This window comes from Desulfovibrio biadhensis (assembly GCF_055388615.1).
On the sequence record NZ_AP042477.1, the window covers coordinates 873,223 to 899,268 of the forward strand.

Here is a 26,046-nt window from a genome sequence, read left to right on the forward strand (position 1 = left end):
ATCAGGGAGTGACGCCCCATGTCCCAGCCTTTGCCGCCGCTACGCAACGACCTTGACTACATTCCCATAGAACATGAAGGGCAACAGTTTGTGATGGTGCGCGACCCCCTGGGTCTCGTCCGTGAAGGGCAGGGAATCCCCATGCCTCTTTTCCACCTCATGGCCAACCTCAAGCCAGGGGCTACCATCAGCGACCTGCAGGCCACCGTGTCCGAACAGGCCGGGGGAGAGCAGATCACCACCGAGCAGGTCACCGCTTTGGTCAACGAGTTGGATCAGGCCTATCTCCTGGCGTCTCCAGCCTTTTTCACAGCCAAGGAAGACGTTGTGAACGACTTTGTGGAGGACCCGTGCCGCCCGTATATCATGGCAGGGCGCGCCTACCCCGGTGACCCCGAAGAAATCCGCGCCTGGCTCGAGGCAACCCTGCTAGGCGGCAACCCCAACACACAGGGACGGATCAAGGCCATTGTCGCCCCGCACATTGATCCCGGCATTGGCGCCGGCGTCTATGCCCGCGCCTACGCGCCATTGCCTCCGGCGCAGCCTGAACGGGTCATTGTCCTGGGTGTGGGGCACCAGATGACGGGCGGAATGTTTTCCTTCAGCCAGAAGACATTCGAAACACCGCTAGGCTCCATTGCAAACGATACCGACTTGAGCCAACGCCTGGCCGAGGCAGCCGGCAACGCGGCCACGGCAGATGACTTTGCCCATCGTTCCGAACATTCCATAGAATTTCAACTGCTCTTCCTGCAGCATCTTTTGCCCACCCCCTTCAAACTCGTGCCTATTTTGTGCGGCTCCCTGCTCTACGGCATGGAGGACTACACCCGCGAGGCATTCGTGAATGCGGCCGGCCCCTTTCTTGAAGAACTGCGCAAGGCGGTGGACGATCCCGGCACCCTTCTCGTGGCAGGCGTGGATTTTTGCCATGTAGGGCCAAAATTCGGGCACAAGGAGACCGCCCGTGAATTGGAAAGCGAAACACGCAACCATGACCGCGAGCTTCTGAATGCGCTTTGCGATTGCGACGCCGACGCCTTCTGGGAGGAATCCATGCGTGTCCGCGACAAGTATAATGTCTGCGGTTTCTCCGCTCTGGCCACCATGCTGGAGGTCTTGCCCGACTGCAGCGGCAACCAGCTGGGCTATGAGATATGGAACGAAGAGCCGACTTCCTCGGCCGTGAGCTATGCCGCCATGACCTTCACCATGGACTGATAACGCCCCACTCAGGGGTACCTATTGCATACGCTCTTGATAGCGGACGAGAATACGTGATATCCTGACACGGTAGAATACAAGACCGTACATGCGCAATTGCGCCGTCTCGGCAGTGCTTCATAGGAACGAAGGGGGGGCTATGAACATCCGGCGACTGACTTCACTTACGGCTTTTGTCAGTTTCATTCTCGTCGTAATCACCAGTGTTGTGCTGTACATAACGCCACACGGTCGTGTCGCCTACTGGTCTGACTGGCGTTTCCTCAGTCTCAGCAAAACCCAGTGGACAGACATACATATCAACCTGGGCATACTCATGCTCATGGCCCTCTTGCTGCATCTTTACTACAACTGGAAGCCCATCCTCAAATACCTCCAAAACGCGGCAAAAAAACTCACGTTCTTCACCAGGGAAATGAATGGAGCCTTGCTGCTGGCTTTTGTTTTCACTGCGGGCACTTTATTGGGAATCCCCCCCTTTTCCACAGTCCTGGACTTCGCGGAGTCCATCAAGGAAGATCTCTCCAAAAAATATGGTGAACCGCCCTATGGCCATGCGGAACTTTCTTCCCTGAACGTCTTTGCCAAAAAAATGGGGTGGGAGCCGCAAGCAGTTCTCAAGGCCCTGCAGGAATCCGGACTGCAGGCGGCAAGCCTGGACCAGACACTCCTTGAGATTGCCCAAGACAACGGGCGCACGCCACAGGCTGTGTATCAGGTATTGGAAAAGGAACTGGCGCCAGAAACGGCGTCCACCTTGGCAGGAGGGTTGCCCGATTCCCCGCCTCCGGGATTTGGCCAACTCACGCTGGAAACTGTGGCGCAAACGTACGGAATCTCCCTGGAAGGTATGGTGGCAGCCCTGGCCAAGGAGGGTGTGGAGGCAGCACCGGACAAAAGTCTCAAGTCTATAGCGACAAATGCCGGCAAAAATCCATATGACTTATACGAGATACTAAAGGCTGGCGCGACCGGGAAAAACGAATAGACAGCGGTTGATCAATAACAGCGATCACAGGCCGCCCAACGTGCGTCCCTGGCGCGGGCAAAAAAGTTTTTCTTGGGAATGCCGCCCTTTTTACAGCGTACGTAATACCCGCTGAACTGACGTGAGTAGCGGATTTCCCCTACATTCACGTCAAACCGGATGACATCCACTTTGAGCAGCCGGTTGTACTCACTGTACTCGGGATTGGCATACACACACCATGCCCTACCCATGGCAGGCAGCACCAGCAAGCAGCACACGGCCAGCCCCACTTTGAGGAAAAAGGGAGCCGCTTTTTGCGAAAACAACCGCGTATCTGCGAGACTTTTTTTAGACAACTTCATTTAATTTTTTTCTTCATTGCGTAATTTGGAGAAAATCAAACTACCCCCTGTGGAAAACTCCTGCTTTGGGGCTTGGGTGAGCACCCCAAAATCCTTGTCACCATTGGAGGTTGCCGTTCTTCAGAGATGCGCCATCCACAACTTTACGAACATTCCTAAAAAATTAAGCCCTTTACCCTGTAGAAAAGTTTTCTTCCCTACGCTCTGCAATCGACCGTAGCCAATTTAGCCATCAAGTTCATCCAAGGCTAATGTACAATTCAGCGATCGTGGCCCCGGAATTCCTGCTCCATTCTGGCCTGTTTTGTAGAATTCACCCGAAAAGGGGCGCAATTCCTGCTGTTGCTTTCAACATGCTCGCCACTGAACGCTTTTTGCTACAACCAAGGGGGTGCTGTCCAGCTTCAGGGGAATCTCGGACAGCGCCAAAAGCCCGTGAACCTGGGCTAGATGGTGATGCGATGGAATACGCACTGCATATTGCTATGCTGGCGCTTGCCGTTCTTTTCAGTGCTTGGTTGCTCAAGCCTGACAAAAACAGCGACCAGCCCAAGCTTACCCGCTTTGATTTCGACCAGGCCAAAGCCCGCGAAGAAATCGGCGATGAAAGCCTGCTGTAAACAGCATATCAACTGAAGCCACCAACTGTTGTCTCCGGGGTTTTGTGGATGCATAGCCACAACCTTTTGGAGGGTGGTCTTCTTTTACCCATTACCGCGCCCTTTTCAGATCAGGCTTCCCTACAGCGCTATCTTTTGCCCGACACCCAGTGGGAACACCTTACCGGGCAGTTTTTCCTGCAGCTGCTTACGTGCAGCGTCGCCAGTGCAATGCCCGGCAAATATGCGCTCTACACCATAATCCAACAGGGTCTGGACGGTTTCTTCCACTGCGTATTCAGGCGCGTTTGACAAATGCAGCCCGCCGACGACCGTGTGTATGCTTGCGGCGCCGCTACGCAGCCACATAGCTTGCAGGGTGTTGCGCAGGCCGCTGTGGCAGCATCCAAGAATCACGGACGCACCGTTTTCCCCCTCCACCAGCAGCGCGGCGTCATCTTCAACAGTATCGGGCTCGGTGCAATCCCTATCCAGGAAAAAGTTATCCACGGCCTGGAATCGCCCCGGCTCACGTGGAAAGTGCGTGTGCATTTCCACATCAGGCAGAAGTCGCAACACATCGCCCACGGCATGGAGTTTTGCGCCCTCTTCGCCGCCGCGCCACCCTATTTCCCTTTTGCCGCCATCAGGCAATTTGCGATACCGGGCATGCAGGGCGCGCGGGTACGCATAAATGGGCGCAGTGCAGCCTGCCTTGCGCAGAGCCGGCAGCCCGCCGCTGTGGTCATAATGGCCATGGCTGCATGCGATCAGATCCGCGTCTGTAAGTGGCGGAAGCTCGGGATCCGCCTCAGACAATACTGCGGCATTGCGCAAGAAACCATCGTCAGGCCCGGTGTCCCATAGCAACAGTTTCTCTTCTTCTGTGAGCAAGGCCATGCTCAGCCCATGGGCGCTAACCAAAGCGCCCTTGTTTGGAGCTTCCCCGCTCACTGTATTGTCTTGCAACACCCAGAGTTTTGCCATGTCACGCTCCCATTGCTCTATTTTCCTGCAATAGTGCACCGTAGAGCATGGATTAGGCAACTATTCTTCTGTTAACAGGACATGGTATTCCAGCATGGAGAAACGAGGCTATGGCTGACCGGCGCGTACCATGCACGGCTGTTTGGGATCATACTGCCAGCCGGGGATCAGGTATTGCATGGCCACGGCGTCGTTGCGGGCGCTGAACCCTTGCGACAAATACAATTCATGGCTGGCTTCCAGGGCGTCCATATCAAGCTCCACCCCCAGGCCGGGGCTGGTGGGCACCGCAATTTGCCCGTTCTCTATCCGCAATGGTTTTTTGGTCAGATGTTGTCCGTCCTGCCAAATCCAATGGGTGTCTATGGCGGTAACCTCACCAGGGGCCGCCGCGGCAACATGAGTGAACATGGCCAGGGAAATATCGAAATGGTTGTTGGAGTGCGACCCCCAGGTGAGCCCCCAGTCATTGCATAACTGGGCCACACGTACAGAGCCGCGCATGGTCCAGAAGTGGGGATCCGCCAGGGGGATGTCCACCGCGTGCAGTTGTATGGCGTGGTGCAGTTCCCGCCAGTCGGTGGCGATCATGTTTGTGGCCGTGGGCAAGCCTGTAGCCCGCCGGAATTCCGCCATGATTTCGCGTCCTGAGTAGGCGCCCTCTGCGCCACAGGGGTCCTCGGCATAGGCGAGAACGCCCTTCAGGTCTTTGCACAGCCGCACGGCTTCGCTCAAGGACCAGGCGCCGTTGGGATCGATGGTGATCTGCGTCTCGGGAAAACGTTCTGCAAGGGCGAGGACCGCCTCGAATTCCTCTTCTCCTGACAGCACGCCGCCCTTCAGCTTGAAATGCCTGAAACCATAACGTTTTTGTGCAGCAGCAGCCAGGCGGACAATAGACGCAGGGGTGAGGGCTTCCTCATGGCGCAACGCTTCCCAGTCATCAGCAGCGTTCTCCCCGGAAAGATAGGGCAAATCAGTCTTGTTCCTGTCTCCTATGAAAAACAGATACCCAAGAACTGAAACATGCTCACGCTGTTGCCCCTCTCCAAGCAGCGCGGCGATGGGGACATCCAGAACCTGCCCCAACAGATCAAGAAAAGCAGTCTCAATTCCCGTGAGCACATGGATCATGATGCGCAGGTCATAGGTCTGCTCCCCTCTGCCGTTGGCATCGAGGTGGGCAAAGCGCTCCCGCACGGTTCTGAGGACGGAGTTCCAATGCCCAAGGGGTGTTTCCAGGACCAACGGGGCCGCGGCTTCCAGGGTTTTTCTGATTCGCTCGCCCCCTGGCACCTCTCCTATGCCAGTTCTGCCGTCATCATCCTGCAATATAATGATATTTCTGGAAAAGTACGGCGCATGGGCGCCACTGAGATTCAAGACCATGCTGTCATGCCCCGCAACGGGGACAATTCGCATCGAAACAACGCGAGAGGTACAGGCTTTGGATGCGGTCTGCTTGTTCAAAATGATGGCTACTTTGCTTGAAATTCAAAATTCTTTACATCTTCCAGACGCGTCTTCATGACGCATCATCACAACACATAACATTCCAAACTTATTATGCTAATCACCATACCACAACTTGTCCATAGTTGTCGCCTCTTCTCACTCCCTTTCGCCCCGGTCTTTTGGAGGGTGACACCCGGGAATGGCGCATGGTAAGGTGTATAAATGCGCGCCACAATTCTCGTAGACAACTGCACCCTTACTGACAGGTACTTTCTGGCCGAGCCGGGATTCTGCCTGCTACTCGAACACGAAGGGCAGCGCACGCTGCTCGACACGGGCTATTCCGATATATTCCTGACCAATGCCGCCAAAATGGGGCAAGACCTGCTACAGCTGGAGCGTGTTGTCCTCAGCCACGGGCACCTGGACCACAGCTGGGGGCTCAGCCATCTGCTTACACGTCGCAATGAAGCGGTCATGGAGGGCCTGCTGCCCGCCACCACGGGTCAAACACCCCCCGAACTGGTGGCGCACCCGCTGGCCATGGACGCCAAACAGGTTCAGGAACAGGGAAGCCTTGTGGAGATCGGCTGCATGCTCCCCCCTGCCATGCTGGAACGCCATTTCAGGCTGCGCCTCAGCAGTGAACCCCTTTGGCTCAGCGAGAAACTGCTTTTTCTCGGCCAGGTTCCCCGCCGTTTCGAATTCGAGCACACACCGCCTCTTGGAGTTGCTGCAACTGGCGATTCCAAAAACGTACCCGATACGCTTGAAGACGACACCGCCCTTGCCTGGATAGGGGACAAGGGAGTGGTGTTGCTGACCGGCTGCTCCCATGCCGGCATTTGCAATATTGCAGCCCACGCCTGCGAGCTGACCGGGGTGGACACCATCACCGATATAGTGGGGGGGCTGCACCTGCTGGACGCGCCTGCCCATCGGCTGGAAGCAACCGCAGCCTATCTTGCAGGACTGGGGCTGGATGCGCTGCACGCCTGCCACTGTACGGACCTGGCGGCAAAGATAGCCCTTTCCCACACCCTGCCCGTGCGCGAGGCCGGTGTGGGCCTGGTGCTGGATTACCAGTAATCCACGCCATCCAGTACTTTTGCACCAGTAAAACAACAGGGAGAACGCCATGGACTGTGAATTTCCCAGGGAAAATGCCAGTGATACCGACATTGTCCGGATATTGCGACAGGCAAAAAGCATTGCAGTGGTCGGCCTTTCCACCGACGCCACCAAGGCCTCACACCGGGTTGCCCAGTACCTCATGGACCAGGGCTACCGGGTCTACCCCGTAAACCCGACCTGTGAGGAAGTCCTGGGGCAGCCGTGCTATCCTGACCTGCGCTCATTGCCAGAGGTTCCTGACATGGTGGATATTTTCCGCCGCCCCACCGCTATTCCCGCCATTGTGGACGAGGCCATAGAAGTGGGGGCAAAGGCCGTCTGGATGCAACTGGGGCTGGCCCACAATGACGCCGCGGACAAAGCAAGGGCTGCCGGACTTGATGTGGTGATGAACAAATGCACCAAGATCGAGCACATGCGGCTGCCAGCCGGAAAAGCCGACAACTCCTGATGCGGGCGCTGACAAAAGCCCGCGAATCAAACAGCAGACGCAATAACGACCGGCATGCAGTCCACTTCCAAAGCCAAATCAAAAACGCGCAGCGCAATAAAGCGTACTGGCGCGTCCATACACCAAAAGCTCGTCACCACCGGAGTCTTCCACCCTTCTCTGCTGCTCTTCTCCATGGCCATCGGTGTTCTCGGCGCAATGGGCGCGCTCTTGTTCCGCACCATGATCGAGCTTTTCCAGTGGTTATTTTGGGGGGCGCTTCCCGGATTGCATTACGACATTTCCAGCACTTTTCTGGATAAGGTGATGGACTCCCCTTGGTGGCTGGTGGTCTGCGCCCCTGCCGCGGGAGGACTTCTGGCCGGCTATGTTATTTTTCGCTGGGTGCCCGAAGCCAAAGGGCCAGGCGTCACAGAGGTCATTCTGTCCGTGGCCAAACATGGTAGCACCATGCGCCACCGCGTCACCCTGCTGAAGTCACTTGTCACCTCCCTGCTTATCGGTTCCGGCGCCTCGGTTGGACGGGAAGGCCCCATTGTGCAGATAGGCGCCTCCACAGGCGCGACCCTGGCCGGTATTTTCGGGCTGCCCCAGGAATTACGCAGGGTCTGCCTGGCTGCCGGCGCAGCAGCCGGCATTTCCGCCACGTTTGATGCCCCTATCGCTGGCACCCTCTTTGCGATCGAAGTCATCCTCCTGGATATCGAGGTGGCCAATATCAGCCACATCGTTGTGGCTTCAGTCACGGCGTCCGTTTTTTCGCGGGTGTTCTGGGGAGACTTCCAGGCATTCAGGGCCGAAGGCTTCGCCATGGCCCATCACTGGGAGCTGCTCATATACCTGGCCCTTGGCGTGCTTGCGGCCCTGGCCGCCATCACCCTGGCCAAAAGCATCACTTCCATGGAGAAACTGTTCGCCAGGATCAAGATTCCAGAATGGCTCAAGCCCGGCCTTGGCGGCCTTTTGCTGGGCCTGCTGGCCCTGGCCCTGCCCGAGGTACTGGGCGTGGGATATGAGACCGTTAACGAAACCCTTACCGGCGCCCTGCCGCTGCTTCTGGCCCTGGCCCTTGTGGGGGGCAAGATACTGGCCAGCTCCCTGTGCATAGGCTCCGGCATGAGCGGCGGCATATTTGCGCCTTCCCTTGTGCTGGGCAGCGCAGTAGGCACTGTTGTGGGATTCACGGCGCAGCTTCTGTTTCCGGATTCGGGACTGCTGCCCCAGCATTACGCTTTGGCCGGCATGGGAGCCGTGGTGGCCGGAACAACACTGGCCCCCATCACTGCAGTACTCACCATTTTCGAACTGACCTACAGCCAGCAAATCATCCTGCCGCTGCTCCTGTGCTGTATCACCAGCGCACTGGTGGTCCGCCGCTTCTTTGGCTATTCCATTTACGAGATGAAATTACTGCGTCAAGGGGTGGACATATACAGGGGGCATGACGTAGGCGTTTTGCGCTCCCTGCGTGCAGGCGAGTTGATGTCCACCAATATTGAGAGTCTGCGCATCGACGCGCCTGTCATGGAGGTGGTGCAAAAACTCATTGAATCGACATTTCCGCATTTTCCCGTGGTGGACAAGGCCGGAAAGCTGGTCGGTATGCTCTCCCTGCGCGACATAAAGCCTGCCCTGGGAGAAATAAGCGATCTGGCGGGCATAGTGGTGGCTGCGGACCTGATGACGCGCAACCCCGCCACTTTGGAGCCTCAGGATTCCCTGGAAGAAGCGCTGCGCTACTTCAACCAGTTGCACATTTCCTCACTGCCCGTGGTCTCCTCCAGGCAGGAGGGCAAGCTGGTCGGTGTATTGAAAAGAGATGATTTTCTGCAGGCATATAGAGAAAAAGTACTTAAAGACCGTATTCTCTCAAAGCCCCGGCTCTGACGGTTGATAAAAGGGTTTTTCGAGGAACACGGCCAGACAAGGAGCGAGACGTCATGGAAGGCAAGGAAACGCTGCATCTGGTCTTGGATAAGGACACCATCGCCAAACGCATCACTGAAATGGCGCAAGAAGTGGAAGCCTGGCGGCAGGGGGAACCCCTGGTCGCCGTCTGTGTACTTAAAGGTGCGTTTCTCTTTTTTTCCGACCTGGTGCGCCAACTGGCAGAACCCATGAATGTCGAATTCATGCGCGCCTCCAGCTACGGTTCCGGCACCAGCACCTCCGGGCAGGTGCAAATTCTGGAGCAAAAGCAGATCAACGTGGAAGGCAAGCGTGTGCTGCTGGTGGAAGATATCGTGGACACGGGGCTTTCCATGCAGGTGTTGCACAATGCCCTGATGCTGCAAAACCCAAAAGCCCTTGCCGTTTGCAGCCTTATCAGCAAGCACGAGCGCAGAGCCCACGACATCAAAATAGATTTCGAAGGATTCAACATCGAGCAAGGCTTTCTGGTGGGATTCGGTATGGACTATGCCGAACGCTACCGCGAGCTGCCCGCCATCTACGAACTCGTCTTTTCCTGATATCCTTTCCCGATATCTTGGCCTGACTTCCTGACCTGGGTGTCCGTGGGGACCGCCCCCGGTCAGATCTCCAGCTCCACATCGTCATCATCTGCAAGCGAGGCTGGCGAAGCGAATTTGATGGTCACTTCTTCGGCGTAGAAGCCCTGCTTGTGGATGGCGTCCAGTATCTGGCGCTTTTGCGCATCGCTCAAGAACCGGTCGCTCTCCACATCCAACTCGGCCTCCGGATACAACTGCCCCAATTCTTCGCGCACGTTTTGGGGCAGGTTCTCAACCCCCTTGCCTACGGGTATAAAAACCGTCCAGAACTTACCGAAACCGGCTGTATGCTCGGCCTTGTATTCCATGACTCTCATAAAAACGCCTCCTCGGGACATGAAATATGGGCACCAGGGTATTTGCTCCCTATCTATTTTTTACGGGCTGCCAGACCACAAGTCAATCCGCGGCGTGCAGCAGGCGGGTCAGCGCCCCACTATGGTCCATCGATTTGAGGGCTGCCGCAAAGGCGCGGCTCTGGTTGTCCGCTGCTGCCAGTTCACCCGCCAGGGTTGCCAGCTCCACCCCTTGTTGCATACGAAACGCGCGCAATTCAAGACCGGCCATGTCCAGAGCCATGCGCCAATCCTGGGGGTGCAGCTCTTTTAAAAAATCGAGGATTTCACGGCGGTAGGAGTCCAGTCGAGAATCCTTGCCCAAAAGCCTGTCCATGGCGATGACCGCTTCAAGGCCTTCGGGCCCGCCTTGTCCGAGCTGCTTTGCCAAAACCAGGCATTCATAGGCGGTATCCGGGATAATCGCCCTCTCTGCTATCATTTCACCATGGCGGACGACACGTCCCGCCTTTTCGAACTCACGCGCCCAAAGAAGCATCAGGGAGCACCCTGTGGCAGGCTTCACGGGCTTTATTTTATTGAGCTTGCAATGGCGGTACCAGAACACCAGGGCCAGTTCATGATCCCCGGCAAGCAGCGCCACCGCGCTGCCGGCAGCATTGCAACACAGGGATTCCTGCCAGCTTCTGGCTGCCAGCGCCTTTTTGGTAAGCGCCATGGCAGCATCCAAACGTCCTTCGAAAACATGCAGGCCAACCAGGGCAAGAAAAACATCCTTACTCAAGGGCATGCGCCGCAGATAATCGTCCAGACGTTGTGGTGCGGCTTCGATCCGCCCTCCTTTGTATAGACGCCAGAGAACAACCCCGAAAATGCTTTCCGCTTCAATGCCTTTAGCCGCTCGGGCAGGAAGGGCGTTTGCAAAATCAAGCAAGGCTTGGGCGCGGTGCACAGGCAAATGCTCTGCCTGAAACCGCCTCCAGGCAGCGTGCCCCAGCTTCTCTGCATCGGCGGTATGTACAGTATAATAATCAAGCAGGGACTTCAGTTCGAGCACGTCATGGAACTCCAAGAACTCGCGCCCAGGCTCGAAAAGCGCATCCTGATCTTCGCCCACCGGGGGCGAAAGGACCAGACAACCGCAAGACGCCGCTTCCACTAGCCTGAAGTTCACCTCCTGCATGATGCTTTCATTGGGCGCCAAACGTGAATCCAAGTAGAACGCAAACATCTCGGCCAGGCTCATGTCCTGGGCAACCGCGGCGTCGTAGCCATCCAGCAAAAAATCCGACAGCCACTTCCGGCGGGGGCGTTGCCTGGTGATACGCCCTACAAATCCTATGTCTCTGGCGCGCTCCCCAAAAGATTTCCAGGGGCGCCCGCTGCATACGCGCGCCAGTCGCAACACTGGCCTGTCGATGCAATTCGCCTCTTTGAGCAAGGAGACATGGGGCGTGGCCACCCCGTCAAATAGCTTTGTGTACCACTCATGCCAGAACAAATTCAAATGGGTGTCCACCGACCAGTAGACTTTTGGACAATCCAGCTCCTTGAGCCCCTGCAAAAGCACCCTTTCACCCAGGAGCTCTTCCTGAAACAACAGATCGGGCGCAAAATTCCGTTTTCTGAGCTCGGCTGCAATGTCCAAAACCCGTGGCAACTCGTACTGATGCAGGATCAAAACTTCATGCCCCAGGGCCTGCAGGGCTTTTCCAATGGATTGGGAAAGAGAGCAAATTTTCATTTGAACGTTTGATTTTCCTGATGCTGAAGACGTTTCCCCCTTCTAAACGCCTTTGCTTCTAGTGACAACAGATGGCGGCACGCCTTGACAGGAACTACGTGGCAGGCTTATTTTATCTATCAGGTCGTTTCATTGTTAAAGCCTAACCTGCTGTGAAGCAGGGGCGGAAAGCCACGGATCTCCAGCCCGTTTCCATGGACGGAGCGGTCTTGAGACAGCCGGGTTGCCAATGAGAAGCCCAGCTTCTTGGCCCCATATTTACCACTGCTTTCCTTCCCCAAAGCCCCCAAACAAGCCATGGAAGGCTGCCGCCGGGAGCATGCGAAACATACCACGGTCCGTATCGTGGCGTGTTGTGCTTTCTGAGGCGGCCGGAAATGTTGTATTTTTTATTGAACTCCAACCCCAGGCCTGTTGCAAGGGCTTGCACAAACACCAACGGGGAACCTTTGTTATGAAAGTGGTTGAAGGACAATTGAAATTTCTGGGGATGGTGAGCGATCTTTCGGGCATCAGCCACAGCGTCGCATCGCAAAGCCTGCGTGATTTCGTCAGCTCCCAGAAGAGCCAACAGGCTCTCTGGCCAGATGTCTTGCCGCGGGAAGTTCATGTCACCCCGACCATTGAAGCCACCAGCGGCAAGGTCGTGGATAGCGTGGGCTAAGGCTACACACTACCCGAACGCACCAGGAGGAGACCGATATGCCTTATACCGACAAGCAATTGCAGGCACTAGACCTGAACGCTGATTTCACCAGCAGAAGCAACACCATCGCGGACCAGTCCCTGCGGGTTGTTCTGGATGCTGCGCACAAAGTGCAGTCCGCTGCGCCACAGGTTGTGCCACAGGATCTGCCCGGCCCGTCAATGGCCGAAGTTTTGAGTGGCAAAATCGTCAGCAGTAGTGCGTAGCGCCGGCAGCACCGCTCCAGGAGATTTTTACCCCCAGACGGCGCGCAGCGTTGCGTCTTATGCCTGAGACAATGCCATGATGCGTTGTTTCAGGAGAATGTCTTGTATCCAGGCGCGATTCCGCTGGCCGTTGCTCTACTGCTGTTCTTCTGTTGGTCTTCCAGGGCGCTTACGCAGCGCACCGTAAGTTGGCGCGCTGCCGTCAGTACTTCTTGTGGCGCAGAATGTTGACGACCAGCCAAAGCCCTAAAATTCCTGAAATCACATACCCAATAACACCCAAGGCGGGGTAGCCGAACAAGAATGGCTCCACCTTGGTGGTGATAATGATGGACGACCCCAGGAACATGGCCGCAAGGGTTATGGCCAGGGCCAGGCGGTTGAAAATATTATCCAGGGTTTCGCGCAGACCACCCAGGTTTTCGTGACGCAGCTTGATGGTGGCCTCGCCCTGCTCGGCCTTGCGAATCAGCCTGTCGATGCGGTTGGGCAACTGGCTGTGCAATTGCCAGGCGTTCTCTAATGTCCGAAACAGGGAGTGCATAACCCGATGCGGCCTGTAACGCTCCACAGCCAGCCGTCGCACAATGGGTTCAGCCTCGGCGATCACATCCAACTCGGGATACAGAAGCCGTACAGCCCCCTCCCCGCTCAGAAGCGCCTTGACCACGCTCGCCAATCCAGGGGGCACCCTGATGCCATACTCCCGGAATACATTGATCAATTCAGACATCAGCGTACCCACGCGAATCTCACCAACCGGCACATGGCTGTAGGCGTCCATGACGTCCAAAATTTCGCGCTCCAGCATTTCCATTTGCGGTGGGGGGTCGGCATCCGAAAGCTGCAACAGCACCTGAATGACGCGCTCGCTGTCATTGTGCTCCACTGCGTGCACCATGCTGACCAGGGAATAGCGCATTCGTTTGGTCAAACGCCCCACCATGCCCCAGTCCAGGAGGCCGATCACGCCGCCTTCCAGCAAGACAAGGTTGCCGGGATGCGGATCGGCGTGGAAAAAGCCGTCTTCGAGAATCTGCTTGAGCAGTGCGTGCAAACCCGCCTTGGCTATCTCCTCACGGTCTTTCAGTTCACTGGTCTTCACGTCATTGAGCTTTTGACCGATCAGCAACTCCATGGTCAGCACCTGCTCTGATGAGTACTCGTCAAAGACCATGGGGATGCGCAGCCTGGGCAGGCCCTCCAGATTGGCGCGGGCAATGCCTATGTTGCGCGCCTCGCGCAGAAAATCGATCTCCTTGCTCAATATCTGGGAAAGCTCGCGCACCATGCCTGGCAGGTCGTACAACTGCAGCGCTTCTACCTTGCCGTCCAGGGTTTCGGCCAGACTTTCCAGCAAGGAAAGATCTGATGCCATGCGCTCACGGATGCCGGGCTTGAGAATCTTCACCGCCACGGAAGTCTTGCCATCGGGCAACACGGCGCGGTGCACCTGCCCCAGCGAGGCGGTGGCCAAAGGCTTTTGGTCAAAAGCGGCAAACAATTCTTCCAAAGGGGCGCCCAGCTCCGCTTCCACCACGGGCTTAATATCCTCAAAAGGAACAGGCGCCACCTGATCCTGCAGTTTGCGCAGGGATTCTATGAGCTTGGCTGGCGCAAGATCGGGCCGCAGGCTGAGCACCTGCCCCAGCTTGATATACGTGGGGCCCAAGGCTTCGAGCAGTAAACGCAACCGCTCCTCAAAAGGCAGGTCCAGATGCGCTTTTGTAGAGGGAAACGGCAGGAATTTGGCTGGCAATTCCAGCCGGTCCACCACTTCATCAAAGCCGAAGCGCGCCAGTGTCAGGACGATTTCCTTGAACCGCCCCAGATGCCTGAAGGTATTCAAGTCCATTTAGGACTCTTCCTTTCCTTTTTGTTCCGCCTTTTGTTCTGCCGCGGCCATGCGGATGTCAAAGGCCTGCATTTGCTTTTCCATCTTGTTCAGACGCTGCTGCATGGTTTCGAGCTCGCTGCGTGACGCCAGATCCAGGCCTTGCAGTTTACTGGAAAGGTTCTTTTGCAACACTTCCTGAAACTCGCCTAGTTCGCTCTGCCCTTTTTCAAATATGCGCTCTGCAGCGCTTTTTGCTTCCTGGGAGGAAAGCTTGCCTTCCTCAACATATTTGCGCAGATTTTCCTCTATCTTATCTCGGGTCAGCAGTGCTGCGCCCAGCCCTACAAACAGGCCTTCCTTGATAAAGTCCTTCACGATATTGCTCCTTTCATCTGCGCCCTTGCGGGTGCGTTGCGACGGTGTAGGCATGGGGGGACCTCCTCTCTGCTACGTCAAGGTGCCTGCGGCACACGTTCTGGCTACTCTAAGCACCATCATTTTAGATTCTTACATATTGCACGTCAGTGTCAAGAAATCCCTGACGCTCCCCATCCACAGCCAAGGTTCTCCAGGTTCCATTTCTTTGTGTGCAATTCGCACCTGGAATGCAGCGTGACTCTACTTCGCAGCTTTTTCCGTTCTTCGCACCATACCATGTCGCCCTTTTAATCGATATATGTTGCGTAACCACGTTATCCATGAAAAAATAAAAATACTTGAGTCCACCCTCATATAAGGAGGCGCATATGGCTGCGGAGCCGAATACGACGCTGCGACGGACAATACTTGAAAAAATGTTCCTGACGCGCGCCTTTGAAGACTGTTTGAGCACCCTGGCCGCAGAACAAGGCAAACTGCCCGGCATGCAGATACTCGCCACTGGGCAGGAAGCCGTGGTGGCGGCCGTACTCGCACTTAGGGATGATGACGTCATTGTCACCAATCATCGCAGCCATGCCCACCTCCTTGCACGGGGGGCAGACCCCAAAACCCTGCTTGCGGAAATTATGGGTAAGGAAACAGGCGTGAACCATGGCAAATCCGGCACCCTGCACCTCATCGTCCCGGAAGTGAACGCGCTCATGACCTCCACCGTGGTGGGCGCCAGCCCCCTGTTGGCCATGGGGGCGGCCTTTGCACAGCAATACAAGGAGAGCGAAGCCATCACCATGGTCTTTTTCGGCGATGGCGCAGCCGCGGAAGGCTCTGTGCACGAGGCCATGAATCTGGCCGGATTGTGGAAACTGCCCATGCTGTTCGTTTGCGAAAACAATTGCTGGGCCGGGGCGCAAAGCTTTGCCGAACACTGCTCTGCAGGCAACATCGCCACACGCGCGGCCTCCTACAACATGCCCGGCGAATTGGTGAACGGAAACGATCCCGACGACATACTGCACACTGCCCAGGAATTGATTGCGCACTGCCGCCAAAAACAGGGGCCCGCGCTCATGGAACTGGCCACCTACCGCATGCGGGGGCACGGCGAATACGACAAACAGCACTATGTAGACCCTGCTGAAATCGAATTCTGGGCAGAGCGCGACCCCATTGCCCTGTTCAGTAAACGGCTTGCAGAGGAATCCCTCGTCGCACAGGAAGACGCCGACGCCATGCGGCAGCAGGCAGCAGCAGCCGTTGCCGCCGCACAGTCATTTGCTGAAGACAGTCCCTACCCCGCACCCGAGGCTGCCCTGGATCACCTATGGGCAAGCCCTGAAGAATATTGAGGAGACGGCCATGCGCGAACTGCATACAGGTGTTGCGATACGAGAGGCCCTCAGTCTGGCCATGGAAATGGACGAGCGTGTTTTTGTAGCAGGCGAAGGGATTGGCGTCTCCATCCATGACAACCCTCTGATGCCGACACACGGTTTGCTGGAACAATTCGGCCCCCGCAGGGTAATGGATACGCCTGTGAGCGAGGCAGCCATTGCCGGCCTTGCCGTGGGCGCCTCCAACATGGGGCTTTTGCCTGTGGTGGAAATAATGTTTTTTCCATTCATCACCCTTGCCTCGGACATGCTGGTAAACCATGCCGCCAAGCTCAGATACCTGAGCGGCGGTAAGAGCGGTTTTCCCCTGACTGTCCGCGTGAAGGCCGGCATGTTTACCGCCGGGTGCCAGCATTCACACAACCTAGAGGCCTGGATGGCCCATATTCCCGGCCTGAAGTTAGCTTTCGCCTCCACCCCAGCGGATGCCAAGGGTATGCTGCTTACGGCGATATTCGATCCTGACCCGGTCATTGTTGTGGAGGAGATGGGGCTCTACTGGATGCAAGGGCCGGTGCCGGAGGGTGATGCGCGTGTGCCCCTGGGCAAGGCCGCCATCAAACGCCCTGGAACGGATGTGACAGTGGTGGGATACGGCGGGGCAGTGCTGGCCGCATTGGGCGCAGCGGCTGCTCTGGAAGCCGAGGGAGTTTCCGTGGAGGTCATAGACCTGCGCACGCTTGTTCCCTTGGACAAAGAAACCGTCCTCGAATCCGTTTCTCGTACAGGCCGCCTGGTGACGGTGCATGACGCCACCAAGTTCTGCGGCTATGGCGCAGAGTTGGCGGCAATGGTGGCGGAAGAGGGCTTTGCATCGCTCAAGGCGCCTGTCAGGCGGGTGGCCGGGCTCGATATTCCAGTGCCCTTTTCTCCCCCCCAGGAGCAATTCTACAAACCCAATGCCGAAAAAATAGCCGCCGCAATCAAACAGATTCTATGACCACCAGCGACTGGGCCGCAGGCATTGTCTGCGGTCCATTTTTTTATAACTGTGACAGACTGGACATGATACCGTAGCTGGGCTAGCTCACAGTACTGGTTCTGTCATCTGCAAGTACAACCATTTACCAACAAATATATTCCGGAGGAACTCATGGCCCAGACAGGGATAGACCTTGCATACATCCAATCCCTACCAGATGTGCTCATTTCCTACATAGTCGACTACGGCATGAGCGTTCTCGCCGCCATAGCCATTCTGCTGGTGGGACTTTACATAAGCAAGAAACTGGCCGGTTTATCAGAGCACATGCTCATGCGGAGCAAGGTTGACCCCACCATCGGACCGTTTCTCAAAAACATAGTCTATTACCTGCTCATCACGGCCGTGGTCATCGCAGCCTTGGGGTCCCTTGGCGTCGACGTCACCTCGTTTCTGGCCGTTCTCGGCGCTGCCAGTTTGGCCGTTGGTCTTGCACTCAAGGATTCTCTTTCCAATTTCGCCGCAGGCGTCATGTTGCTCATCTTTCGATTTTTCCGTGTGGGGGATTATGTCACGGTAGCTGGCACATCAGGCACCGTGAAGTCGGTAAACGTCTTCAACACAGAACTCACCACCCCGGATAATCAGCAAATCTACGTACCTAACGGAAACATCCTGAACGGTGTCATTATAAACGTGACACGGCACGACACCCGGCGGCTCGATCTGGTTGCCTCCGTCAGCTACAAGGACGACATCGGCAAAGCCAAGACCCTGCTGCAGACTATTCTGGATGAAGACCCCCGCGTTCTGAAAGACCCCACCCCCACCATTGCCGTTGGTGAACTGACCCCCAACGGGGTGGACATACTCGTGCGCCCCTGGGTTAAAGGCAGCGACCTGTGGACCCTGCGCTGGGACCTGCTGGAAACGATCAAGAACCGCTTTGGCGAAGCAGGCATCACCATCCCCCTCCCACAGCAGACTGTACATTACGTGCCCGCCACGCAGCCCCAGGGTATGGGTAACAACGGGGAGCAATAAGCGTGAACATACGGCACCAGATAGACAGACTGCTGGAATGGAAGCCCGCCCACATGGTCTACGCCTGGGGGCGGTTGCTGGTGGAATCCATCCTGGACGACCAGCTTTTTCTCAGGGCGTCCGCCCTGACCTATACCACAGTGCTGTCTATCGTGCCGTTTCTTGCCGTGGCCTTTTCCGTACTCAAAGGGTTCGGCTTCCAAAACACCGACTTCATCCGCGACCTGTTGCTCAGAGTCTCCGCCGGGCGCGAACAGGTGGTGGAGCATATCATCACCTACATCAACCAGACCAACGTACGCACTTTGGGCGTTGTGGGTGTGAGCTTTCTGGTGGTCACCGCCGTCATGCTCATCTCCAACATAGAAAACTCCCTCAACGCACTCTGGGGACTCAATAAAGGACGCAGCCTGCTGCGTAAATTTACGGACTACCTTTCGGCAATAATCATCATCCCTCTTGCCACGGTAGCCGCAATCAGCATCTCCGCCACATTGCAAAACAATGCCGTGGTGCAGGGTTTGCTGGAATACACCGTCATCGGCGCGCTTTACATAGTGGTGCTGAAAATCATCCCCTGGTGCATCATGTGGGGCGTGCTGCTCTTCATCTATATGCTTTTGCCACAGGCTAAAGTGCGCTTCACCCCCGCCATTGTCGGCGCTGTGGTGGCGGGCACGGTGTGGCAACTGGCCCAATGGGCCTACCTCACCTTCCAGATCGGCGCCGCCAAATACAACGCCATCTATGGCAGCTTTGCGCAATTGCCCCTCTTTTTGGTGTGGGTTTACATGAGCTGGGTCATCGTCCTCTTAGGGGCGGAGGTCTCTTTTGTGCTGCAGAATGGCAAAAACCTGATGGGCGAGGCGAAATTCAAAAACGTCAGCCCCGGGCAACGCGTACAGCTTTCTCTCAAGGCCCTGGTGACCGTGGGGTATGCGTTCTGGGAAGGCAAAAAGCCCCTGTCGCTGGAAGACCTTGTTGAAGACCTTGGCGCCCCTTTGATTCCTTTACGCAGAATCATGGAGGAAATGGCCACGCAGGGTATTCTTGTGCGGGTGGATGATGAAGAACGTGAGGCATGGACAATGGCGCGTTCCCCCGAAACGCTCCGCATGAAACACGTCATCGACGCCTTCATGTATGCTGATAGCAAGAACCTGCCCGTGCGCGATGGCAAGGCCTATGCCCTTGTAGATGCACAGTTGGCAGCTTTGGACCAGCTAGTTACCGGCAGCGAACACAACCTGACCCTGGCGCAACTCCTGGAACTTGGAGACGGTGACGCCATGGAAGACGCATCGCCTTCCAAAAACATGGTCGCCGATCAGTAATCGTACCGCCAGTTCACGCCCAGACCGCCTGAAGAATCCGCACCCATTTCACTTTCCAACCCCAGGTTGGGGGTGATCTGCACTTCCACGCTCACATTGTCGTCGCGGGGGTCAAGCCCCTTGCTGCCCTTCAAGTACACGTCATCTGTTATGTACTTGCCAGCCTCCAGGGTAGTGCCGCCGCTTTTGCCTTCACCAGCGGTGAGTTCGTCAACACCCAGGGCGTCCTTGACGTCATCTATCACGTTGAATGAAGAACCGCCCCCACCGCCGGATAACTGGTTCACGGCACTGGCCAAGCGTACGGCCTGCATGGGCGTAAGGCTGTCCAGCCTGCGGCCAAAGAGCACGGCGGCCAGAATTTCATTCTGCGGCAAATAGGGCTCGGAGCTGAAGCTGATATTCAGGTTCTCAGGCGTCCCCTGCACAATCACACGGGCAATGATGTCAGCAGCCTGGGTGGCCGTTACAACGCGTATAGTCGGGGAGGGCGGCGACGCGCCAGTAAACGTCAGGTTGCCCTCTTCGATCTCGAACTTCTTATCCAGAAAATCAAACGTGCCCCGCTTCACATCCAAGGTGCCCACGATACGCGGGTCATTGGCATCGCCTGTCACCTTCAGGTCACCCTGCCATTCGGATTCCAACCCGTGACCGCTGACATAGAAGCGCGCCGGGATGGAGATGTGCATATTCAGGTCTACAGGGAAGGCGGCGCTTTCCGGCTTTTCCTCTTCTTTCTCCTGCGGCTCCTGCCCTTTTACGTTCTTTTGCTCCACGGGCACCACTACAACAGATGGCGGCAGTCCCTGGGGCAAAACCAGTTCGGCTTCATCCACAGTCATGTCGCCGTCAACCTTGGCCCCCTGCTTTGTGTCGCCATCAACATTGATTTCGCCGCTCAGAATGCCCGTAAAAATATCCTGGTGCATGGGTGTGAACGAAGTCAGGGTAATGTTGACAGAGAAAGGATTGTCCCCTTCCAGAGCCAACGAGCCCTTTCCGTTCAGCTTGCCCCCTAAACCATCGGATGCCGTGAGCTTTGTGATGCTGACCTTCTCTCCCTTGGCCACGACCTCCACTTCCAGGTCTATGAGCGCCGTGCCAATCTTGAGATTTTCATAGCTGCCATTCTTCACGGCCAGCTTGCCGTCCACGTCAACATCATTGAGACGCCCCCCGATGCTGGCGTCCAGCAAGGCTTTGCCCCCCAAAACCTGATCCGTCATGCCCAGCATACGCTGCACCATGGCAAGCTGAATCCTGCCCTCAACCGTACCTTCCAGCGGCGCGTTCTCCTCCAGTGCAAAGTCAAAAGGCTCCAGCGCCAGTTTCATGGGCAGCGAAGAATTCACCTTTAAAAGGGGCGCGGCTTTCTCATCAATGGCATCCGTCAACAGCGCATCCAGCGTCAGCTTGCTGGAAGCAAAGGCCACTGTCGCGTCAAAATCAAGCGCCGGCAATTCCAGGTCGGCGCCTTCCTCAACATCCGGCAGTTCCAGCTTGGTGGCCAGCAGTTTGGCATTGATTTTTGGCGCGGCCATGGGGCCTTGCACGCGCACATCGAGGTCAATTATCCCTTCGGGCAAACTCGCCATGGCTTCTGGGTCGATCTGTTCCAAAATCGCCAGACGAAAATTCTTGATCTGTGCAGTGAGGTCGGCATTCTCCGGCCCCCACGCGCCTTGCGCCGCGATAAGAGCGTCATCCACACCCAGGGCGAGTTCTGAAAGCTTTACGCCCCCGCCCGGCAATGAGACATCCACGGGTTTGCGCAACGCAATGGGCAACCCGGCAAATGTTCCTTTGAGGCTGGAAAGATTCATGGAGAAAACATCATCAAAGGGCTGCAGGGCGGCCTGCAGCTTGAGATCGAAGGGCTTGAACGCCTGGCCGGTTACATCCAGCACTATTTGCACGATTTTTTTGCCCATGCTGGCATCCAGCTTCACATTGCTGGCAAAAGCATCGGGCGTGCCGGCTTTACCTGTTTGCAGCGCTACTTTGGCATTGCCGCTGCCATCCGCCAGCCCCATGACATTGCCGCTTTCAAAGCGCAGTTGCAGGCTCTCCACAGTGGCGTCGGCAAAAGCCAAATTCGTACCAGACGCCTTGAGCACGGCGCCCTGTGTTCCTGCGTCCTTGCTCAAAGAGACATCCGCCGTCAGGCTGCCAGCCATATCCACCCCGGCAAGAGCGCCCACCGAAGCGAGCCTGTCAGCCACCAGCTTGATGCCGCCTTGGGCAAGCGTGGTCTCAAGGTCCAGGTCCACACTCCCCGTCATTTTCACGCCGGGCGCCGTCAGATCTATACTGGAAAGCGCAAGACGTTGCGGTTCCAGATGATACTTGCTGGAAAGCGCCACGTCGGCTTCCCGGGTATTCACGGTCAGGGCAAAGCTGTCGGCCGCAGCCTGCTCGGCAGGGGGCGTAAGCGGTATACCTGCATCCAGCTGCAATTTCAGGTCATGGAAACTTCTGTCCGGCAGGTCTACAGCCGCGGCCATCACCCCGGCGGTAACATCCAGACGCTGCAGATCGCCCTTTACGGTCAACTGCAGGGGCTCAAGTCCGGCAAGCTGCACGGCGTCGCCAGCTTCCCCCGGCAACGCCAGATCATCAGGTGGCGTCACGTCCAAAGCCGCATCCACACTGCCATCCTGCAAACCATAACGCCCCTTGGCGCGCAGGTCCGTCAGGCTGTCCACCTCCAAGGAGTCAAGGACGACCATCTTTTCGTCAATATCCGCCTTGGCCGTAAGCGCCACATGTTCGCCCACCAAGGCGGCAAGCTGCGGGTCGAGTCCCTGCAGCTTGTCCACGTCGCCGCTCAGGGAAACATTAATTCCCTTTTCCATGCTGCCGGCTGCATCGGCTTCCAGATTCACGGCGGCATTCAGGGGGTGCAGCATGAACAGCGCCCCCGCATTGGGAAGAGAAGCCGCCAGGTGTGCGTCCACCTGCAGCGCTTCCAGGTCCACATCGCCCTTGGCGGTGATGGTGTTCTCCCCGTTGTCCACATGCAGTGAGCGCACCGTGAGCCGTGTCTGCTCCTCCATATGAACGACAAAATCCGTTGCCAGATGAGGGTCGAGCGCCACCCCTTCCGGGGGTTGCAAGCCCTCCACCAGGAGTTGTCCTGTCAAATCCAGCACCCGTTTGGCGTCATCCATGGGGTGCGCTGCCTCGAGCTTGGCTGTCAACCGGGCTGCATCACTGGAAAGCTGCGGCAAGGCAAGCGCGCCCAGGCCAGCGTCGAGGTTGGCGACCGCCTTCTCCTGGTTGGCTTCAATATCAAGGTGCACCACAGGAGCGCCGTGCAGCGCCCCTCCGGAGAGCTTTTGCAGGAGGGAAGCGTCCTTGACGTCAAACTTGACCGCCGCAGTAACGTTTTCATCAACAAGAGCGCCAGCGACATGCAGTCCCAAGGTGGGGGTGGCAAGGGCCAGCGATTCGATGGTAACTGCCGGAGCGCCGGTAAGATCATCAAGCAGCAGAGCCAGATCGAGCCGCGCCGTGGAGCCGGTTATGCCGGCAACATCCGGGGGCACGAGGTTGGCGACATCCGCCAGATCACCCGTCAATCCAACATGCAGCTTGTCTTTGTCTTCAATACGGTCAAGGGCGAGTGTCACCCTGCCGTCAAGCAGGGACTGCCCTCCGATGTCGAATTTCAAGTCACCGGCCCAATCCTTGAGAGGTCCGCTTCCCTTCAAACCGCCGGACACGGACGTGCCAGGGGCAAGGCCCAAAGAGGAGGCGATCAACCCGCCTGAGCCTTCCGCAACCGAGACGTCCACGGAGAGATTTCCCGCTTCCTGATCCAGCCGGGCCAAAAGCTTCACCTTGTCCGGACGGAAGTCCTCTGGGGCAGGGGTGTTCGTATCTCCCGTAACCATGGTGTCCGGCAGCTCCACCACGGCGAGGTCCAGTACAAAGTCACCGTCTTCAGGCTTGATGGATCCCCCGACACGGTAGGCTTTGGTTACGCCCTCTGCTTCCCCTTCAGCCGGCGGAAAGGCATAGAGCAGGCGATCCACACGCAATTCGTCCAGACGCACGGGCGGGATTTTGGGAATCTGCAAGGATACGGGTTCAGTGGATTCTGGAGCGGGCTGTGTGGAAACCGGCGCCCGTAAATAGGCAAGCTTGTCTGCAGTGACCCAGTTCACGGCGATGGCGCCATCCAACAAGGGCCACAGGTCCACGCTTACAGCCAATTCATCGGCTTCGAGCCAGACGCCCTGGCTGTCTGCAAGGGCCAGGTGCCCCAAGCGCAAGTCCCAGGGCATGACAGAGGCCAGGTTGCCAAGCTCTATATGCATGTCCGGGCTGTCCGCCAGGTCTTGCACCAGGGTGGCGACCTTGTCGCGCCCCCATTGGGTGTGCAACGCGCCAATGGCGCCGCCAAGAATCAGCACCACGAGCAACAGCAGACCAAGCAGGCTCAGGCCCGTCCACTTCAACCATTTTTTTACGCGGGGAGAAAGTGCCATCAGAAAGACTGCCCCAAACTGACGTAGATTTGGTAATTATCGTCCTCATCCCTGCCATTGACCGGGATGGCGACATCCACGCCCACGGGGCCCACAAAGCTGTAATACCTTACGCCCATACCGGCGCCGACAAAAAGTTCATCGCCGATGTCGGGGACCTCCTGCTCATAGGCGCGGCCAGCGTCCACAAAGCCCACCAGGCCGAAATCACCCAGAAAACGCCAGCGCAATTCTGCGGAGGACTCGAAGACCGAAAGCCCGCCGATGGGGTCGCCGTCTTTGTCCAGGTCGCCGGCCTTGCGATAGTCGAACCCGCGCACGGAGCTGCCGCCGCCGGCATAGAAGCGGACATCGGAAGGGACGTCAGAGAGCGATGCGCCCTGTGTACTGCCGGCGAGTGCGCGGACGGCCAGGATCAAAGTGTCCTCCCCCACCAGGTTCAGATAATGGGTAAAGGACGCCTGTCCCTGCAAAAAATGAGCGGCATTGCCCAAGGTATCGATGTAAGGCGCGCCTGACACCTGCCACCGCCACCCTTTGGTGGGGTTGAGTATGTCATTGCGGCTGTCCCAGGTCAGGTTTGCCGGAAAGGAAAGCAGCCCGAATGTGCCGTCTTCGCCGGCGTCCTCGCCGTCGCTGCCACTGTCTATGCGCGAAAGACGGTAGGCGACACCTGCGCCAGAGGTGAGATGGTCGTTTATCCGGTATTCGAGCCCTACAGAAGAAAGAGACCATTCGCCATCAAAAGCGTCGCTGCGTTCCCGGGCCACTTTCTGCTCTACCAGCAGGGAAAGATCGTCGTGCCCCACGGAGGGTTTACGCAGGGAAAGATTCAGCATCTGGATGGTCTGGTCGGCGTCTATCGCAGCATTGAAGTGTTCGCCCTGGCCGAAAAGCGTCCTGTGCTCCCATTCCACCTTGCCGCCGATGCCTGTATCAGTACGGTAACGCAGACCGGCCCGCACGGTGCGGGGCTTGCGTTCCACCATGTCTATCGTAATGGGCACTTCGCCTTCGGGGGTCACAGCTTCGCGACTCATGGTCGCCATGGAAAACAGCCCTGTCTGAATCAAGGCCGAGCGCGAGTTTTCCAATACACGGGCATCAAACGGCTGCCCTTCTTTCCATGTCAACTTGAACTTGACGTAGGACTCGTCCACATACTTCAGCCCCTTTATCGTCACGGGCCCGAATGCCGCCTTGGGCCCGCTATCCACCAAGTACGTCACTGAAACCTTGTCATTTTTATGGTTGGCTATCACATCGCGCTTGGCGATTTTAGGGAATGGGTAGCCATTGTTCTCAAGCTTTTTCAAGATATAGGATTGCGCGTCGAGCACATCCTTGGCGCGGTAGGCCTGCCCCTTGAACAAACCGGCTTCCTCCGGCGAAGGGAGCGGTGCGTCCGTCGCCGCGCCTTCTGTCGGCGCAATCTGGAGCTTGCCAAAGGCAAAACGCGGCCCCTGATCGATGCGGAAAATGGCGCGGAGCTTGCCGTCGTCGCCTTTTTCGATCTTTATCTTAATACTGCCCTTGAAGTATCCGAGAGAACTCAGGATCTTCTCAATGGTGGGGATGTCGTCATGCATACGCCGCTTGAGCAGATTTCGGGTAGGCGGCGGTTGCTCCTGCAGGGTAAAGGTATCGATGGACTGCGTCACAATCTCACGGAGGTCATCGCTCAAAGTCCCCCTGATTACAGGCTCATACCCACCGATCTTTTCCCGCCCTGTGCGAACGGCCCGCGGTGTGGCCTCCGAAGCCGTGCTTTCCTTACCAGCATTCGAATTCTGAGTATCGAGCGAACGCGTAACACCAGGAGCAATGCCAAATGCAAAGTCCAAATCCGCGGCGCCTTGCGCCCAGGCGGAAAATGACACGCACAGCGTCAAAGCCAGCGTTATACAAGCAAAAAAAGATGGCATCCTGATCATGGCGGCGAGTATGTTCGGTGTGTGCATGTAAGTGCTCCGAGCCCCTTTTTATATCTT

Annotated in this window: 22 protein-coding genes and 1 riboswitch; of the genes, 13 read left to right on the plus strand and 9 right to left on the minus strand. The window is 57.0% G+C overall.

Features of this window, described 5'->3' with window-relative positions; translation table 11 throughout:
* Window positions 1-18: 18 nt before the first annotated feature.
* The gene (gene amrB / locus ACZ5EH_RS03945; protein WP_464276833.1) at window positions 19-1,224 is read left to right on the plus strand and encodes an AmmeMemoRadiSam system protein B; all 1,206 of its coding nucleotides are present in this window, start codon (window positions 19-21) and stop codon (window positions 1,222-1,224) included.
* 142 nt (window positions 1,225-1,366) lie between these two features.
* Window positions 1,367-2,215 (plus strand): DUF4405 domain-containing protein, encoded by an 849-nt coding sequence (locus ACZ5EH_RS03950; RefSeq protein ID WP_464276834.1) that lies wholly within the window; start codon window positions 1,367-1,369, stop codon window positions 2,213-2,215.
* A gap of 11 nt (window positions 2,216-2,226) precedes the next feature.
* Here the strand turns inward: ACZ5EH_RS03950 and ACZ5EH_RS03955 are convergent, their stop codons facing one another.
* Window positions 2,227-2,559: a hypothetical protein gene (locus ACZ5EH_RS03955; protein WP_464276835.1), complete on the minus strand. Its 333-nt coding sequence runs from the start codon at window positions 2,557-2,559 to the stop codon at window positions 2,227-2,229.
* A gap of 461 nt (window positions 2,560-3,020) precedes the next feature.
* Between ACZ5EH_RS03955 and ACZ5EH_RS03960 the strand changes: the two genes are divergently transcribed.
* Window positions 3,021-3,179 (plus strand): hypothetical protein, encoded by a 159-nt coding sequence (locus tag ACZ5EH_RS03960; RefSeq protein ID WP_464276836.1) that lies wholly within the window; start codon window positions 3,021-3,023, stop codon window positions 3,177-3,179.
* Between the two features lie 120 nt (window positions 3,180-3,299).
* Here the strand turns inward: ACZ5EH_RS03960 and ACZ5EH_RS03965 are convergent, their stop codons facing one another.
* Window positions 3,300-4,145 carry an MBL fold metallo-hydrolase gene (locus tag ACZ5EH_RS03965; RefSeq protein WP_464276837.1) on the minus strand — a complete coding sequence of 282 codons (846 nt, stop codon included), beginning with the start codon at window positions 4,143-4,145 and terminating at the stop codon, window positions 3,300-3,302.
* Between the two features lie 108 nt (window positions 4,146-4,253).
* On the minus strand, window positions 4,254-5,534 hold the full coding sequence (locus ACZ5EH_RS03970; protein ID WP_464276838.1) for an enolase C-terminal domain-like protein: 1,281 nt from the start codon (window positions 5,532-5,534) through the stop codon (window positions 4,254-4,256).
* A gap of 288 nt (window positions 5,535-5,822) precedes the next feature.
* Here ACZ5EH_RS03970 and ACZ5EH_RS03975 point away from each other — a divergent pair, with 288 nt between their 5' ends.
* Genes ACZ5EH_RS03975 through hpt form a run of 4 tightly spaced genes read left to right on the plus strand, consistent with a single transcriptional unit; the run spans window position 5,823 to window position 9,656 of the window.
* Window positions 5,823-6,689: an MBL fold metallo-hydrolase gene (locus tag ACZ5EH_RS03975; protein WP_464276839.1), complete on the plus strand. Its 867-nt coding sequence runs from the start codon at window positions 5,823-5,825 to the stop codon at window positions 6,687-6,689.
* Window positions 6,690-6,738: 49 nt separating this feature from the next.
* A complete protein-coding gene (locus ACZ5EH_RS03980) occupies window positions 6,739-7,185 on the plus strand; it encodes a CoA-binding protein (protein ID WP_464276840.1) in 447 nt (148 codons plus the stop codon).
* A gap of 54 nt (window positions 7,186-7,239) precedes the next feature.
* Window positions 7,240-9,072, plus strand: coding sequence for a chloride channel protein (locus tag ACZ5EH_RS03985; protein WP_464276841.1), 1,833 nt, complete (start codon window positions 7,240-7,242; stop codon window positions 9,070-9,072).
* Window positions 9,073-9,125: 53 nt separating this feature from the next.
* Window positions 9,126-9,656 (plus strand): hypoxanthine phosphoribosyltransferase, encoded by a 531-nt coding sequence (gene hpt, locus ACZ5EH_RS03990; protein WP_464276842.1) that lies wholly within the window; start codon window positions 9,126-9,128, stop codon window positions 9,654-9,656.
* Window positions 9,657-9,718: 62 nt separating this feature from the next.
* On the opposite strand, the gene ACZ5EH_RS03995 is transcribed toward hpt, so the two are convergent.
* Together ACZ5EH_RS03995 and ACZ5EH_RS04000 are read right to left on the minus strand one after the other, a co-directional pair.
* The gene (locus ACZ5EH_RS03995; protein WP_464276843.1) at window positions 9,719-10,015 is read right to left on the minus strand and encodes a hypothetical protein; all 297 of its coding nucleotides are present in this window, start codon (window positions 10,013-10,015) and stop codon (window positions 9,719-9,721) included.
* Window positions 10,016-10,097: 82 nt separating this feature from the next.
* Complete coding sequence (locus ACZ5EH_RS04000) at window positions 10,098-11,738, minus strand: glycosyltransferase family protein (protein WP_464276844.1); 1,641 nt, start codon at window positions 11,736-11,738, stop codon at window positions 10,098-10,100.
* Between the two features lie 130 nt (window positions 11,739-11,868).
* Window positions 11,869-11,969: riboswitch (cyclic di-GMP riboswitch) on the plus strand.
* Between the two features lie 223 nt (window positions 11,970-12,192).
* Between ACZ5EH_RS04000 and ACZ5EH_RS04005 the strand changes: the two genes are divergently transcribed.
* On the plus strand, window positions 12,193-12,402 hold the full coding sequence (locus tag ACZ5EH_RS04005; protein ID WP_464276845.1) for a hypothetical protein: 210 nt from the start codon (window positions 12,193-12,195) through the stop codon (window positions 12,400-12,402).
* Window positions 12,403-12,440: 38 nt separating this feature from the next.
* Window positions 12,441-12,650 carry a hypothetical protein gene (locus ACZ5EH_RS04010; RefSeq protein WP_464276846.1) on the plus strand — a complete coding sequence of 70 codons (210 nt, stop codon included), beginning with the start codon at window positions 12,441-12,443 and terminating at the stop codon, window positions 12,648-12,650.
* A 202-nt stretch (window positions 12,651-12,852) separates the two neighbouring features.
* On the opposite strand, the gene ACZ5EH_RS04015 is transcribed toward ACZ5EH_RS04010, so the two are convergent.
* Together ACZ5EH_RS04015 and ACZ5EH_RS04020 are read right to left on the minus strand one after the other, a co-directional pair.
* Window positions 12,853-14,505 carry an ABC1 kinase family protein gene (locus tag ACZ5EH_RS04015; RefSeq protein WP_464276847.1) on the minus strand — a complete coding sequence of 551 codons (1,653 nt, stop codon included), beginning with the start codon at window positions 14,503-14,505 and terminating at the stop codon, window positions 12,853-12,855.
* Complete coding sequence (locus ACZ5EH_RS04020; RefSeq protein ID WP_464276848.1) at window positions 14,506-14,916, minus strand: phasin family protein; 411 nt, start codon at window positions 14,914-14,916, stop codon at window positions 14,506-14,508. It abuts the gene before it with no gap.
* A 317-nt stretch (window positions 14,917-15,233) separates the two neighbouring features.
* Between ACZ5EH_RS04020 and ACZ5EH_RS04025 the strand changes: the two genes are divergently transcribed.
* From ACZ5EH_RS04025 to ACZ5EH_RS04040, 4 genes are all read left to right on the plus strand, one after another.
* A complete protein-coding gene (locus ACZ5EH_RS04025) occupies window positions 15,234-16,214 on the plus strand; it encodes a thiamine pyrophosphate-dependent dehydrogenase E1 component subunit alpha (RefSeq protein ID WP_464276849.1) in 981 nt (326 codons plus the stop codon).
* Between the two features lie 10 nt (window positions 16,215-16,224).
* Complete coding sequence (locus tag ACZ5EH_RS04030; RefSeq protein WP_464276850.1) at window positions 16,225-17,199, plus strand: alpha-ketoacid dehydrogenase subunit beta; 975 nt, start codon at window positions 16,225-16,227, stop codon at window positions 17,197-17,199.
* Between the two features lie 153 nt (window positions 17,200-17,352).
* A complete protein-coding gene (locus ACZ5EH_RS04035) occupies window positions 17,353-18,225 on the plus strand; it encodes a mechanosensitive ion channel family protein (RefSeq protein ID WP_464276851.1) in 873 nt (290 codons plus the stop codon).
* Between the two features lie 2 nt (window positions 18,226-18,227).
* The gene (locus ACZ5EH_RS04040) at window positions 18,228-19,559 is read left to right on the plus strand and encodes a YihY/virulence factor BrkB family protein (protein ID WP_464276852.1); all 1,332 of its coding nucleotides are present in this window, start codon (window positions 18,228-18,230) and stop codon (window positions 19,557-19,559) included.
* Here the strand turns inward: ACZ5EH_RS04040 and ACZ5EH_RS04045 are convergent.
* Together ACZ5EH_RS04045 and ACZ5EH_RS04050 are read right to left on the minus strand one after the other, a co-directional pair.
* Entirely contained in the window at window positions 19,553-24,055 is a 4,503-nt protein-coding gene (locus tag ACZ5EH_RS04045; RefSeq protein WP_464276853.1) for a translocation/assembly module TamB domain-containing protein, read from the minus strand. The genes ACZ5EH_RS04040 and ACZ5EH_RS04045 overlap by 7 nt on opposite strands.
* Entirely contained in the window at window positions 24,055-26,016 is a 1,962-nt protein-coding gene (locus ACZ5EH_RS04050; protein WP_464276854.1) for an autotransporter assembly complex protein TamA, read from the minus strand. The genes ACZ5EH_RS04045 and ACZ5EH_RS04050 overlap by 1 nt, the downstream gene beginning before the upstream one ends.
* Window positions 26,017-26,046 lie beyond the last annotated feature (30 nt).

What these genes read in the sequence shown, in the direction of transcription:
- ACZ5EH_RS04005 (WP_464276845.1), top strand. Translation starts at nt 12,193, where the DNA reads ATGAAAGTGGTTGAAGGACAATTGAAATTTCTGGGGATGGTGAGCGAT.
- ACZ5EH_RS03955 (WP_464276835.1), bottom strand. Translation starts at nt 2,559, where the DNA reads ATGAAGTTGTCTAAAAAAAGTCTCGCAGATACGCGGTTGTTTTCGCAA.
- ACZ5EH_RS04045 (WP_464276853.1), bottom strand. Translation starts at nt 24,055, where the DNA reads ATGGCACTTTCTCCCCGCGTAAAAAAATGGTTGAAGTGGACGGGCCTG.
- ACZ5EH_RS04010 (WP_464276846.1), top strand. Translation starts at nt 12,441, where the DNA reads ATGCCTTATACCGACAAGCAATTGCAGGCACTAGACCTGAACGCTGAT.
- ACZ5EH_RS03985 (WP_464276841.1), top strand. Translation starts at nt 7,240, where the DNA reads ATGCAGTCCACTTCCAAAGCCAAATCAAAAACGCGCAGCGCAATAAAG.
- amrB (WP_464276833.1), top strand. Translation starts at nt 19, where the DNA reads ATGTCCCAGCCTTTGCCGCCGCTACGCAACGACCTTGACTACATTCCC.
- ACZ5EH_RS03965 (WP_464276837.1), bottom strand. Translation starts at nt 4,145, where the DNA reads ATGGCAAAACTCTGGGTGTTGCAAGACAATACAGTGAGCGGGGAAGCT.
- ACZ5EH_RS04000 (WP_464276844.1), bottom strand. Translation starts at nt 11,738, where the DNA reads ATGAAAATTTGCTCTCTTTCCCAATCCATTGGAAAAGCCCTGCAGGCC.
- ACZ5EH_RS04020 (WP_464276848.1), bottom strand. Translation starts at nt 14,916, where the DNA reads ATGCCTACACCGTCGCAACGCACCCGCAAGGGCGCAGATGAAAGGAGC.
- ACZ5EH_RS03960 (WP_464276836.1), top strand. Translation starts at nt 3,021, where the DNA reads ATGGAATACGCACTGCATATTGCTATGCTGGCGCTTGCCGTTCTTTTC.
- ACZ5EH_RS04015 (WP_464276847.1), bottom strand. Translation starts at nt 14,505, where the DNA reads ATGGACTTGAATACCTTCAGGCATCTGGGGCGGTTCAAGGAAATCGTC.
- ACZ5EH_RS04050 (WP_464276854.1), bottom strand. Translation starts at nt 26,016, where the DNA reads ATGCACACACCGAACATACTCGCCGCCATGATCAGGATGCCATCTTTT.
- ACZ5EH_RS03995 (WP_464276843.1), bottom strand. Translation starts at nt 10,015, where the DNA reads ATGAGAGTCATGGAATACAAGGCCGAGCATACAGCCGGTTTCGGTAAG.
- ACZ5EH_RS03950 (WP_464276834.1), top strand. Translation starts at nt 1,367, where the DNA reads ATGAACATCCGGCGACTGACTTCACTTACGGCTTTTGTCAGTTTCATT.
- ACZ5EH_RS04035 (WP_464276851.1), top strand. Translation starts at nt 17,353, where the DNA reads ATGGCCCAGACAGGGATAGACCTTGCATACATCCAATCCCTACCAGAT.
- ACZ5EH_RS03975 (WP_464276839.1), top strand. Translation starts at nt 5,823, where the DNA reads ATGCGCGCCACAATTCTCGTAGACAACTGCACCCTTACTGACAGGTAC.
- hpt (WP_464276842.1), top strand. Translation starts at nt 9,126, where the DNA reads ATGGAAGGCAAGGAAACGCTGCATCTGGTCTTGGATAAGGACACCATC.
- ACZ5EH_RS04025 (WP_464276849.1), top strand. Translation starts at nt 15,234, where the DNA reads ATGGCTGCGGAGCCGAATACGACGCTGCGACGGACAATACTTGAAAAA.
- ACZ5EH_RS03970 (WP_464276838.1), bottom strand. Translation starts at nt 5,534, where the DNA reads ATGGTCTTGAATCTCAGTGGCGCCCATGCGCCGTACTTTTCCAGAAAT.
- ACZ5EH_RS03980 (WP_464276840.1), top strand. Translation starts at nt 6,739, where the DNA reads ATGGACTGTGAATTTCCCAGGGAAAATGCCAGTGATACCGACATTGTC.
- ACZ5EH_RS04030 (WP_464276850.1), top strand. Translation starts at nt 16,225, where the DNA reads ATGCGCGAACTGCATACAGGTGTTGCGATACGAGAGGCCCTCAGTCTG.